General features: G+C 54.0%; 9 protein-coding genes and 1 pseudogene. 6 read left to right on the forward strand and 4 right to left on the reverse strand.

Annotation, left to right across the window (positions count from 1 at the left end; translation table 11 throughout):
• Positions 1–5: 5 nt before the first annotated feature.
• From ACYZT8_RS10585 to ACYZT8_RS10595, 3 genes are read left to right on the forward strand one after another with little or no spacing between them, the layout of a single operon-like run.
• Positions 6–2,951: a hypothetical protein gene (locus ACYZT8_RS10585; RefSeq protein WP_461980861.1), complete on the forward strand. Its 2,946-nt coding sequence runs from the start codon at positions 6–8 to the stop codon at positions 2,949–2,951.
• Positions 2,948–4,354 (forward strand): hypothetical protein, encoded by a 1,407-nt coding sequence (locus ACYZT8_RS10590; RefSeq protein ID WP_397448661.1) that lies wholly within the window; start codon positions 2,948–2,950, stop codon positions 4,352–4,354. Before ACYZT8_RS10585 ends, ACYZT8_RS10590 begins: the two co-directional genes overlap by 4 nt.
• Entirely contained in the window at positions 4,338–4,901 is a 564-nt protein-coding gene (locus tag ACYZT8_RS10595) for a condensin complex protein MksE (RefSeq protein ID WP_461980864.1), read from the forward strand. Before ACYZT8_RS10590 ends, ACYZT8_RS10595 begins: the two co-directional genes overlap by 17 nt.
• Positions 4,902–5,526: 625 nt before the next feature.
• On the opposite strand, the gene ACYZT8_RS10600 is transcribed toward ACYZT8_RS10595, so the two are convergent.
• Entirely contained in the window at positions 5,527–6,981 is a 1,455-nt protein-coding gene (locus ACYZT8_RS10600) for a tyrosine-type recombinase/integrase (RefSeq protein WP_461980866.1), read from the reverse strand.
• Between the two features lie 446 nt (positions 6,982–7,427).
• Between ACYZT8_RS10600 and ACYZT8_RS10605 the strand changes: the two genes are divergently transcribed.
• Both ACYZT8_RS10605 and ACYZT8_RS10610 read left to right on the forward strand, forming a co-directional pair.
• Complete coding sequence (locus ACYZT8_RS10605; protein ID WP_461980868.1) at positions 7,428–7,850, forward strand: RDD family protein; 423 nt, start codon at positions 7,428–7,430, stop codon at positions 7,848–7,850.
• Between the two features lie 287 nt (positions 7,851–8,137).
• Positions 8,138–8,344 (forward strand): hypothetical protein, encoded by a 207-nt coding sequence (locus tag ACYZT8_RS10610; protein ID WP_461980870.1) that lies wholly within the window; start codon positions 8,138–8,140, stop codon positions 8,342–8,344.
• Between the two features lie 290 nt (positions 8,345–8,634).
• Here the strand turns inward: ACYZT8_RS10610 and ACYZT8_RS10615 are convergent.
• From ACYZT8_RS10615 to ACYZT8_RS10625, 3 genes and pseudogenes are all read right to left on the reverse strand, one after another.
• Positions 8,635–8,907 (reverse strand): annotated as a pseudogene (locus tag ACYZT8_RS10615) (hypothetical protein).
• A gap of 399 nt (positions 8,908–9,306) precedes the next feature.
• Positions 9,307–10,014: a metallophosphoesterase gene (locus tag ACYZT8_RS10620; protein ID WP_461980872.1), complete on the reverse strand. Its 708-nt coding sequence runs from the start codon at positions 10,012–10,014 to the stop codon at positions 9,307–9,309.
• 162 nt (positions 10,015–10,176) lie between these two features.
• Positions 10,177–10,380, reverse strand: coding sequence for a hypothetical protein (locus ACYZT8_RS10625; protein WP_461980873.1), 204 nt, complete (start codon positions 10,378–10,380; stop codon positions 10,177–10,179).
• A gap of 259 nt (positions 10,381–10,639) precedes the next feature.
• Here ACYZT8_RS10625 and ACYZT8_RS10630 point away from each other — a divergent pair, with 259 nt between their 5' ends.
• Positions 10,640–12,595 carry a hypothetical protein gene (locus ACYZT8_RS10630; RefSeq protein ID WP_461980875.1) on the forward strand — a complete coding sequence of 652 codons (1,956 nt, stop codon included), beginning with the start codon at positions 10,640–10,642 and terminating at the stop codon, positions 12,593–12,595.

The raw sequence follows: 12,595 nt of genomic DNA on the forward strand, positions 1-12,595 counted from the left end.
TGATGTTGAGCGACTCCTACGCGTTCCAGGACGTATACAAATTCCACAGGCTGATTTTTGTTAACAGTGCTGCCTATGCCTACACCGTAATCCGCGTGGACAAGCACACCGCTTTGTGTGGCCAGAACAACCTCGGAAAGACCTCGATGCTGAATGCATTGAAGCTTTTTTTGCTGCCACACGAGAACTTCAAGAGCTGCAATAAGAAATTCGCCTTCAAGGGGCCGGCCGGGACGTACTACTCGACTGATGCTAGCTACAGCTACTACTTCCCGGAAAACCACTCCTTCATCATCCTCGAAGCGGAGAACATGCACGGCCCGTTCTGCCTGGTCCTGCACCGCGGGAATCGACCATTCTCATACGGCCGTATGGCAGTACCTTGCATGTATGCCGATATCCAGCACATGTTTTGGGACCTTGAGTCGCCCATCAATGGAGGCATGGGGGCTCCGATAGAAGGCATCTCACTTTCTGGTGTGCTTTCGGATCTCCGAGCTCGGGGCGGGGAGGCAATGAACGACGGTGCTGTCATTCGCCAGCGGCTCTTCGGTCAACAGGCTCTTAATCGTGAGGAGGGCCGATTCTGCTTGCTGCCTCTTAGGAATGGCGGTACCGCACGCGAGATCGACGCGTGGAAGATGCTAATCCACCTGGCCTTCGACATCGGGGCGAAGGACAACCGCACTCTGCCGGATACTATCGCCACGATCATCGAAGGGGATAAGGACCGGAAGAATGCAGAGCTGAGTGTCAGCCTGAGCGAGATCCTCGATGACTATGAGAACCTGAAAAAAGAAGGCGATCGCCTGGCGGACATAGAAAGCGCGCGGAGGTCTTGGGAGGGCTTTGATAGCCAGTTCCAACTGTTTGAGACGAAATCCGAACTGATCGTTCAGAGTATCGTCGATGTTGAGCATGCCTTGGCTGAAAGGCAGTCCAGCATTCTTGATGATGTTAAGGCAGCATCCGAGAGATATCAGGCTCTTGATGTGGCTCACTCAGCTAAGAGACAGCACCACGGTCTGGTCAAGGCTGAGTATCTGAAGCTGGCTGGAGCACTGAGTCTCCGGCATAAGGATTTGGACGGTGTCCAAAAGCAGCTATTCAAGGTCAGCGAGATTCTTCGGCGTTACCCTGGCACAACAGAGCATGAGGTCCGCGAGCTCTTATCCGATCTCTCCGCAGAGTTGACCGCAGAGATCGAGACCCTGACAAACAAGGTTCAGAGCGCTGAGCAACTAGCCCAGGCGATCAGGAATAAGAACAGTCTTTCCCATCAGCGCGACCAACTCCGAAAAATTCTTGATGAACATGTGGAAACTGTTCTCGAGCAGGTCGATCGTCACAGTGCGTCGGTGCTGAGTAGCTTGAACTCGACGCTGTTCACCAAGCTGACTCCTCGACTCAACTCTGACCAGAAGCAAGCCATCAAAGAGTTTGGCTGCCTATTCCAGGAGCGAGATTCTTTCATCAGCTTCCTGAGCCAGGAGACCTCATTTGGTTTCATGTCTTTCGACCCGACCAGAGCAAGGAAGCAGCACGAGCAAGACCTGATCAAACTGGATGACGATATCAAGGACTGTGATGACCTCATTCAGCGTCTAAACGATGACAGCAAGTTGACTGCTGAGCAGGCCAAGGATAAAGCCAAGAAGCTGACCCGCGAGCGGATTGAAACTGATGAAGAGGTTCAACTACTCAGTCGGCATGGCTACATGCGCGAGCAGCAGAAAGCATTGGAACTTGAGGTGGGGGAACAGACGGTAGAGTTGGCCAAGCTACATGAGAGTGTGGCGGATGCCGCCGGCGAGCTGGAGGACCTAGCGGTACAGGTTGAGCGCGCAAAAGAAGTGCTCGCCAGGGTCAGGAAGGAAAACGAAGATCTGCGCAATTACCTTGAGCAGATCCGGAACGTAGCTGAGATCACTTTAGGATTCCTTTCGATCCGCGAAATGAAGCTGAAAGCTCGCGATACTTTCTTTCACCCTAGCCAGATCAAGGAGATTTCCCAGTTCGCTTCTGAGGTAGCCAAGAGCAGAGAAGCTCTGCAAGTGGCCTTGGATGAACTGCTGAAACGTAACTTGCTGGGCGAAGAGGGCAGAGACTTTGGCTACCATGCTTTCCATGACTTGAGTCGGATGCGTAGCTGTCGGAGAGCTTTCGCGGCGATGTTTGGCACCTTGGAAGGTGAGCAGCAGACCTACCAGGCCAAGGTCACCGCGCATAACTCGAATACCTCTATTCAAATCGACGAAATCAAACACGCCAGAAGGATGATCAAGGAGTTCGAGAAAGAGGTAGATGACCAGCTCTCGGAGTTCAGTGTGTCTGACCTCGAGGCGATCGAGATTTACTGCGTATTGAATCCCCATTTCGAAGAGCTGTTGGTCGATATTGACTCCATAAACCTCATGACAACCGGGCTCCACGAGAAGCGCTTGTATGAGCGGTTACGAGCTTTCTGTACCGAGTTCTTTGTTAACGGTGGCCGTCGGGGGACCACCCTGGATATGAGCCTACTGATTGATCGGGTTGGATATCGGTACCGCAAGCGTGGGCATGACAAGTACACCGAAGAGGATCAATCCAACGGTACTACGGCAATGATTAACTGCCGCCTGCTATCGATTCTTCTGCGTAGGCTGCTGGTTGCGAATACACAGATCTGTTTGCCATTGGTAATGGATGAGCTGTCGAATCTGAGCCACTTGAATCTGAAGGCTGCGCGTGGCATCGCTGAGTCAGAAGGGTTCGTGCTGTTCGGGGCAACGCCGGAGCCGACGTCTACTATCGCGAAAGTAATCGAAAACTACATCGACCTTTCGCATTTTCTCGCCACCGACAGGGCATACAGCCACTTACGTCGAGTGATCTACACAGGTGAAAGCGAGTCGCTGAGAACAAAGAAAGATCCCGCCGATGCTGTTGCGGAGATCACTGCCGGATGATCGTTGCAGCAGACAAAACGGTCATGCTCATGATCGAGCATAAGCACATTTTTCTTGATCTTATCGACATCATGGATGAAGGCTCGGCTGGCGAAGAAGTGTCAACTCGCCTGTACGAGTCCAAAGTGATGAAGCTGCTTGATTCGCTGGGAGACAGTAAGTCCGATCGGCAAAAAATTGAAGCGGCCTTCGACGTGCGTAACCTCGTCCGAGCAAGCCTGATATTGCACCATGACACCAAGCGAGGAGTCATTGCCTTCGCCCCGTTTTTGATCGAGTTATTTCGCCACTTTGATAGATCGCGTCTTCGGCAGCTGAGTAGCGCCGATCTTGAGGCGCTGTGCGACAGCTTCAATGATAGTCTTGAAAAGCTTCGCGATTTGACAGTGATTGAGCAGGGGAACGACACGTTCGAGGATGAGCTCAAGCTACTCCGGGAACGCATCCGCTACGCTCAAGGGAAGATCAAGGAGAACGTGGACAGTCTTCAGGGGCAGACTCTTCGCCTGGCGGAGATCGTCGAAGTGATGAGCCTTGAGAACCTCGACGAGGTGAAGCAGGCTCGCGGTGCTTTGCAGGCGATCACCCGAATCTACGGTAGGCATGTTCTCCCCACATTGCAGTTCCTCAACGAGAGGGAACCTCTGAAGAAAGGCCTGCCGGCACTCACTGCCTTGCTGCGGATATCCGAGATGTTCCGCGATGCCAAGTTGCCAAAATTGGGTCAGCAGGTTCTCTATGCAGTGGCATCCATTCGCTCCTATCGCTACGACGTGGAAGTCATCAGCAAGTCTCTGCAGCGCTACGTGCATCAGAATGAACGTCAGCGTCGTGAGTACGACCAGGTTGAGAGTGTTTTCAACGATCTACTAGTTGCCTGTCGGGAGCTCCATGACGGGAAACTAAGGGGCAACCTCATCCCTAAAGATCATGAGGTACTGGAGCGTTTCTCTACCTTCAAAGGCATGAAGAGGCAGAGAGCCGATAGCAAGATTGAATGGCACAACGTAGATCATTGGCTTCACCTTCAGGAGCATCTGCGGAGTAGCCTGGATTCACTCAAAAATACCCGAGTAACAACAACTTCTGTTGAGCCGGTTGGAGAGGACGTGCTCAAAGCCAGGCGTGCTTCAGACGTGCGCCGAAAACTAATTGGAAGGCTGATAGATGAGTGGCCTGTTCAGGTCGGGCCTGACGCCCATGCGTCGCTTCACGCACATCTGGCCCAGCAGATCAGCGACTACGAAATTGCTGACCTAGTGGAAGGCGTGTCTTGGCTAAAGCACCGAGAGGACATTGTGCTAACCCCTCGATTCCAGTTAGGGGTGATTGAGGACGACAGGCAGAAGTTGACCTATTACAAATTGAGGATCGAGGAGCAGGGCAGTGAGACAACAGCTTAGCCAAGCCATCTACAAAGAGTTGATGTCGGGGAAGGTGATCAACAAAGACACCTACGAGCATGGTGAAATAAAACCCAACCCGCTCTTCGAAGAGATGCTCAATAACTACGATCAGAGCTACAAGCCCTTGTACTTGAACATCGGGTTTGAGTTGGTGATGCGGAATGGCTTTATCTACATCCGTTCAGTCGAGCGCGATGAGGAGTACAGCGAGGTGGTCAGGAAAATACAGGTTCTGCTGCTCATCCTTGCTCGCGGACTGCATGAACAGGGGTACCAGCTTGATATTCTGCGCGACGGGGAAGCTGGTGTGTCTGATGGGATCATGGAGGAGATCGGGAAGGGAGAAGACAAACAAGATGTCATGTCTGCCAGCAACATGAAAGGGGAGGCTCTTGCATCTGCAGTTAGGAAAAATCTCGAGCAGCGTGGGATCGCCTACAGGAATGCAAAAGGCAATCTGGTACTGACTCATGCTGGATTAGCGTTCTTTGACGACGTATTTAAGTACAGTAATGCTGAACCAGGTGCAGTTATGGTGGCTTGAGTTTCCGGCTTTATCAATTGGTAGATGGTTTCTTTACCCTCCATCACATCCTCGACATAGATTGTTGGCGCCTACGCCGAATCGCCCCAGTTGCTGAGATTTCACTGACCCAGTCTGACTCCTCGCGAATCCTTGTCTGTGCTGGATTTTTGAAGGTTTGGAGATGGGGCAGTCTTGCCTCGGCACGTGGGTCAATTCAGCGTCGGCGTGAACAATCAGAGCGTGAATCCAGCCGCTTGATCGTACGTAAATGCCGGATGTAGCTGACAAGGACAGTTCGCGCGTCCGTCTGCCGGTTTCGCAGGTAACGCCCGTACCGGAGGGAGCGGTCACGTACTTGATGCCTGGGCTGTGGCAGGAGGGACTGGGCGTGCCGCGAAACACTGATACAAACACTAGTTCCCTGCGCAGAACATCGACAAAAACAGCCCGACCGGAGGATTGTTGCTTCACGTAACGGCGACGAAGTTCGCCGACCTTTTGGCGCTGTACCGGCTAGAGAATATTTTCGGTGGAGCCGGGCTGCCGATGGCACGCTCTGCACTGGCACAGTGAGTTGGACAACGGTTCCACTTCTCACGGGGTCGTCAATCGCTGATGACGACGCAACACTAAAGACGCCAACTTAAGACGGCGGTAAATAACTATTCGCGGTATATGCAGGAAACGACAACATCGACTCGGTCGGTGTGTGCTCGTAGGTTGCGGACAAGACTTCACTGAGACGATCGCCCAACAGATTCCAGGCACGTTTCTTCTCTTCGGCATAGTCGTGATGCAGGTAGTGTCGTCTCACCCGCGAACCGGCCAGTACATGGTTTTGGCAGCGGTCGATGACGTCTAGGCTGACCCCCAAGGCCTGCATCATGGTCGCGCCCGTGCGGCGCAGGTCATGCGGCGTCCAGTCGCCGTTTTGGCCGTCGGCCAGGACCAGGGTATCGTCGTGACGCCGTCGTGAGAGGGCCTTGCGGTTTTTGAACCGGGCCTGGCGATCGCCGACCTGTTTACTCACCACCTTTACGTCCACATGCCCGTCGTCCTGCTTGTTCGGAAAGCACCACTGGGAGTCTCCCGTCAGTATCTTGAGCTCCTGAAAGAAATGCAGGGCGAAGGGGGAGAGGAAGACGTGGTGGTCCTGTTTCTTGCCCCGAGTGCCTTTGACGTTTTCGCTGGGGAGAAACCAGGTCTGCCGGTCCAGATCGATATTTTTCCATTCCGCCTGGAGCAATTCACCAATCCGGCACAGCGTGCCCAGGCTAATCCAGAGCGCGAGCTGCGTTTCCTTCTTTAGCGGACGAATGCCGTCGTACTTTTGGCCCGCGGGGAGGGCGTTGTAATCGGCGGTCATTTGTTGGAAGCGGTTGTGCAGTTCCAACAGCTCAGTTGGGGAAAGGATGCGGCTTCTTTCGGCTTCGTAGTCGGCAGGGATCAAGGGGGAGATGTCGACCAGTTCCGTCGGATTACCCTCAACCAGCAACGCCCGCCAAGGTTGACGCTTTCTGGCCCAGCTGAACATCTGAGTGAGGTCGGCGAAGAAACTGATGGCTTGCCGGTGAGCACCGCGGCTGACTACGGTGCGGATCAGCGCCCGAACATCGTGTTCGGAGACGCTGCTCACTACGGTCTTGCCGAGTGCTGGCAAAAGGTCCTTGTTAAAGCGTCGTTGCAACTCGGCATTGCCGTCTTTACGCGCGACGCCATCCAACAGCCAGGCCTTGACCAGATCCTGGACGGTCAGCGTTTGTACCTTCGTCGTTTTTAGTTGTTCGTCCTCTACGTTAGCCGCGGCGTATGCCTGTGCTTTGGCGGTTTTCTTTTGCTCGTTGGGATTGATCTGCTCATCGATGAGCGCGCGGGCCTGGTTACGCGCCTTGCGGATGTCGGTCAGGGATTTGCGCGGCCAGGTTCCGCAGGCGTACTCTTTGTTCTGGTCGCCCCAGCGATAACGATAGAAAAAACTGACCGACACACCGTCCTTGCGGACTGAGATTCGACCGGCCAGATTGCCATCCTCTCGGAGGATTCGGCCGGCATCGTTGGGAGTCAGCGACTCGAGTTCTTTGATGGTAATTTTGGCCATGAAATGGGCTCCCCCTACTTTTACCCCCACAAAAACGACGGCTCTTGATGGACGTTTCTGGACTCTCGTAGAGCAGAACACCGCTGGAGCTCAAGTAAATACTAGCTTAGAAAAATCCAGAGTAAAATTTTGGAAGCTTTCAAGAAGTATGAAAAAGGAGATGGGGTGCTAGGGGTCGAGTGTTCGAATCACTCCGTCCCGACCATATATTCAATGACTTAGGCCAGTGTTCACAACACTGGCCTTTTTCATGCGCGTGAGATTTGCGTGACTCCTCGATTTTTCACGTCTTCTTTCTCTTCAATATTGTCAGGACCGATCCACGCGAATCGGATGCTGATACCAAACTTTGGCCCAAGGTTTTTCAGCGCTTCGGTCGGGTGCGCTAAATATTTTTTGGGCGGTGCCGATATTCTCTGATCCATATACCAACGGAGTGTCAGCGCATGGAAGTAAGCAATACCCAAGGCGAGTATCAGAAGCCCAAAAACCTGGCCGGTCTGGGGCGTCGATGGGGAGGGCAAATGATTGACTCCATAATCACTGTCTTTCTCTTTTTCTTCATAGGACGATCAGCCGATTTTGTTGGCTTGCCGTCTACTCTGGTCGGCGCGCTCGCTCTCGGCTCAGGCGTGGCGTATTACCTGTTTTCCGATGCAATGCCAAACGGCCAAAGCCTTGGCAAAAAGTTGTTGGGCATGTCAGTGATTGATGAGCGTAGCTACCTCAGCTGTAATCTCTATCAATCTTTCATGCGAAACATCACGACGCCTTTCCTAAGTATTTTTGACTGGATATTCATTTTTTTTGGTTCACGGAAACGATTGGGCGACATGCTCGCATCGACGATCGTGATTCGGTCCAAGTAAATATGAATGCAATGGTCACTTGTTTCAGGATGAGGAAGAATCATGCGGTTTCTGCAGATGCGACGCTGTACGAATCGTAGTGGCAATGTTTCGTCACTGTTTCAGTCTCGGGAGCCTTCGAGGGCCACAGCCCTCTACCAGCGTATGATCGCGATAAGCTGCACCAGAGCGGAAAGACAACCGTGGTTGGCGTTATAAGCTCAACGGTTCAGATCAATGTGTTCCGGTGCCCGATATTCTTGAGCTAACAACTGAAGGCCAGCACCACCTTGCCGAAGGGTTACTCAATGCTGAAGAAACAGCTTGAAAGCAAAGCAGCGACAGCTGCTGAAATCGAGCGCTCAATCCAGGCCCTGAACCACATGGCAGAACGCCTTTGGGGTGACGGCCGGGAAGCGGAGGCGAAAGCGCTCCTTGATGCCTTGGATGCTCTAAACCGAGCGCTGGATCGGATCAGGATCGGGGAGAGCCGCAGGGTTGGGACTCTTCATTAATACGAACGAATCAACCGGCGGCCGAGTTGAAAACCGGGCGAAAAGGCAACGAAGGCGGATGTCTGATGTGGCTACTTGAACTTTTGTCCGGCCTTCTCGACGGCCTCGGTGATATTCAGTCTTACGAAAAACCTCGCAGAGTTTTCACGCGGGGATTTGTTGCATTCTGTGTGATGGTCGCTGTGTTTGAACTCATAGCTCTGAACCAATTTTATGGGGGCGCACGCGGGTGAATACTGTCTGCCTTTCTTGTTTCAGATTTGCGCAAAACCCGCATAAGGGTTCACCGCTTACTGCTTAAGCTTTGTTTGCTCATCCCCCGAGCCACTTGAAGTGGCTGCATCTTTTTCCATTTCCTTCGACTCCGCTCCGGAGTTGGAGCCGGCAGCCTCCTCGCCCTATTTGTCAGCCTTTTCCTTATTGGATTCACCCCCTTGGTTAAGCCCGGGAAGCGCACTGGGTGGGATAGTAGCGTCTTCCGTGTTTTTCTCGGTTGCGAGCGAGTAGAGCGAATAGACCGACAGAAGTCCCGCGAGCATAAGAGAGGCAATTTTTCTGTTCATCGTTTGCGCCTACGCGAGTGGATATATGCATTGGAAGAGCGCTGAGTGTGAACGTGTTGATCACAGAACGAGCGGTAGGAATGGGAACGTCCAGTAAGTCTCGCTCCTTCGTTTTTTACGTGTAAGAATTTTGCGCGGCTAATACAATGGCGCCCAACCAAGGAAGGAGAAGGGCAGAATGAGTCGGTACTCAAATTTCAATACATGGACAGCGAAAGTGTCGACTCGGAAAACACGGCGACATCGCCTGATCGCGGCCTGCGTTTTAATGCTTTGCTGTTGTGCAGCGTTCTTCTTTCGTTGGCCTGTCGAACCTGTTTTCTTCTTCGTCCTGGCCATGCAACTGGCGCTCTACTCGTTTTTCATAAAGGGCGCGACACCTGAATTGACAAAAAAACGTCAAGACACAGCTTCAAGCGTGTCGAGATTCAAAAGGGTGAAGTAACCCACCTCCGGCTTCCATCCAGCGGTGTCGATATGAATCACATTGCCAAGCCTGACCGGTTTACGTATCGGTGTATGCCCAACGATCAATGCACGCACGCCCTCAACCCCCTGCATCTCCCATTGATCGAGTCGGCTTCGCGACCACATGCAGCGGTGCTGCACCTGAATCAGGCGCTGGCTGCTCTCTGGCGATTCCAGTTCCTCTCGCAACTGCTCCCATGATGCAAATGGACAATCGGCATGCACGATGCCAATCAGGCCTTGTGCCGTTTCGACTTCGATAGCGATAGGCAGCTCGGCGAACTTCGCCGCGAATTCTTTCTGCTCGGATAGCGATAGGCCCGTGAACCATAAACCGCCGTTGTAGATCCAGCTATCGACGTCGCAGGTATCGAAGTGAACCACGTAGTCGTCATGGTTGCCGCGCACTGCGTGGAACCACGGTTTGTCCAGCCAATCGAGCGCATCACTGCACTCGGGCCCGCGGTCAATCAGGTCGCCAACGCTGAACAGGCGATCGACCAAGCGGTTGAACCTGGCTGCATCCAGAGCAGCCTGCAACCGAGAGAAATGGCCATGAATGTCGCCGATGGCGAAATCTCGACCGACAGTGTTTGCGGCGAAGTGCTTTACGCGCATGACCTCTGAGATTTCGAACATGGCAGTGCCTCATCCGCCAATCGGCGGCGAGCTCGTGGTCAGTTGAGTTTAGGCCGCGTCGGCGCAAATCGCGGGCAAGGCTTAGCGATAGGCCTGCGGGTGGATCACAAAGAATTAAAGAAAAACCCGGCATTGCGCCGGGTTTTTTCGTCAAGATCGGCGTTAGAAGCCAGCCGCCTGGGCGAGGTGGTTGTCCTGCGCCACGGTGATGAAGTGCAGTGGAACGTGCGGTTGTTCATCAGGGGTGCGGATTTCGACGCTACCGACGATTTGAACGTGTCGCTCACTCAGCCCGGTCGACTCTTCTGCCTTTGCCATAGCCATTTTTCTCGCGTGGTTCGCTGCGATTTCATTGAGAGTTGACACGTTACATCTCCGGGGGGACTGACCAAGCGTTAATTAGATTCTTGCCGCGTCAGAATTACGTCGTTCTGCGGCTGCAAGACCGGCTTGTGCAATCCCTAAGCCAGACAGGGTCGCCTGTTGCGCGCCAGGTTTTGATATACGACGAATGGTTGTCGCGGGCAAAAAAACCATCAACTTGACCCGGCGCCTCCCGCCGACTAGACCTTATGCCACTGGGGCGGCCGCTCTATCGCTAGTTCGTCAGACAAGGAGATCCGCAGTGGATAAGTCCGACTACCCGCCACCGCCAATGCGCAAACTGCGGGTCTATGCCTTCGACCCGCAAGCCTCGACTCAAATGGAAACGGTCGGGATCAACCACGCCACCATCGAATTGCCTTGGGAGCAGCGTTGGGAAACCGATCTGTTGCCGGGACCTGTGAACGAGTATCTGGAAGTCATCGATGTTGATCCCACCAGCGGCCAGTTCTACAAACCGGTGGATTTGAATAACCCGTATTTGCTGGCCCAGGATGGCATCGCGCCTTCCGAGGGTGACCCACGTTTCCATCAGCAGATGGTCTTCACCGTCGCGATGAAAACCATCAAATTGTTTGAGCGCGCACTGGGCCGCAAGGTGTTCTGGTCACCCAGGGTTGTCGACGATGAGCACAACAAACCGACTCACGTCTATGTACGACGATTACGTATCTATCCCCACGCTTTACGCGAGGCCAACGCTTATTACAGCCCGGCGAAAAAGGCATTGTTGTTCGGTTATTTCAAAGCGTCGCTGAGTGACGCCGGGGTGAACTTGCCGGGCGGCTGGATATTCACGGCGCTGTCCCATGACATTGTCGCGCATGAAACAACCCATGCCATTCTGGACGGTCTGCACCGCCGTTACGTCGAGTCGACCAGCGTCGATAGTTTGGCGTTTCATGAAGCCTTTGCCGATATTGTTGCGCTGTTGATGCATTTCACCCTGCCGGAAGTTGTGTCGAGTCAGCTGGAGGCACGCCGTGGCAACTTGAGTGAGCGTTCCTGGTTGAGTGGTTTGGCTCGCCAGTTCGGTGAGGCTTCGGGACGTTATGCGGCATTGCGCGAAGCCATCGACGAGAAAGGCCGGGACGGCTTGCCGGACCCGACACGCCTTTCGCGGTTGAGCGAACCGCATGAGCGGGGCGCGATCCTGGTCGCCGCTGTTTTCGACGCCTTTATAACCATTTACGAGCAGCGTACGACCGATCTTTTTCGGTTGGCAGTGCATGACAAGACGTCGACGGCAAACCTGTCGACAGAACTGATCGCACGCCTGACCCGCGAAGCCGTGAAATCTGCCGATCATGTACTGCGCATGTGCATTCGTGCACTGGACTACTTGCCGCCGGTGGATGTGCACTTTGGTGAGTTTCTGCGGGCGATCGTCACGGCCGATAACGACCTTGTGCCAGATGACCGCATGCACTATCGGCTGGCAGTGATCCAGGCCTTTCGCCGACGCGGCATTTTTCCGGACAAGTGTTTGTCGCTGGCGTCGGACAGCCTGCTTTGGGAATCACTCAAGGGTTATCAGACCGACGAACTTCAACTGACGGCCGATGACCTGCTCGACTTCAAAGCGCCCGCGAAACCGAATCGCAAGTGGCCGGGGGGATCGCTTGATCTCACGCCACAGTACTTACGGGGCAACGCGTATCTCCAGTCCGAGCACAATCGACAAGTTGTGTGGAGCTGGCTGATGGAAGAGTCGGATCACGACGCTGAATGGGAGAAGGCATTAGGGATTTACTTCGCGGCCCATCCGGATGCAGCAAGGATGCAAGGGTCACTGTTCATCGGAAGGGATGGCGTTCAACCGGCCGTGGAAGTGCACTCGGTCCGAACGTGTCGCAGGGCAGGGCCGGACGGGCAGGATCTTCGGCAACTGGTCGTCGAGATTACGCAACGTCGTCGCGGCTACTTCGATGTCGAGCAACAACACAAAGAAGATCTGCAACCAGCCCGCGACAAAGGTCACAGCCCTTATGACTTCACGTTTCGAGGCGGCGCAACACTGATCATTGACCTGCGTGATGGCAGCCTGCGCTACGTGATCCGCAAGCGCATCAATGACGATGAGCGTCTGGACGCCCAGCGACGTTTCCTGCAAACCGGCAATGACGGCCTCGCCCTGACCTATCGACAGCCGAGCCCGGACGATAACCCCTTTGCCATGACCCACCGTGGAGTGTGA

It is taken from the genome of Pseudomonas sp. LB3P93 (assembly GCF_054898025.1).

What these genes read in the sequence shown, in the direction of transcription:
- ACYZT8_RS10590 (WP_397448661.1), top strand. Translation starts at nt 2,948, where the DNA reads ATGATCGTTGCAGCAGACAAAACGGTCATGCTCATGATCGAGCATAAG.
- ACYZT8_RS10600 (WP_461980866.1), bottom strand. Translation starts at nt 6,981, where the DNA reads ATGGCCAAAATTACCATCAAAGAACTCGAGTCGCTGACTCCCAACGAT.
- ACYZT8_RS10605 (WP_461980868.1), top strand. Translation starts at nt 7,428, where the DNA reads ATGGAAGTAAGCAATACCCAAGGCGAGTATCAGAAGCCCAAAAACCTG.
- ACYZT8_RS10610 (WP_461980870.1), top strand. Translation starts at nt 8,138, where the DNA reads ATGCTGAAGAAACAGCTTGAAAGCAAAGCAGCGACAGCTGCTGAAATC.
- ACYZT8_RS10620 (WP_461980872.1), bottom strand. Translation starts at nt 10,014, where the DNA reads ATGTTCGAAATCTCAGAGGTCATGCGCGTAAAGCACTTCGCCGCAAAC.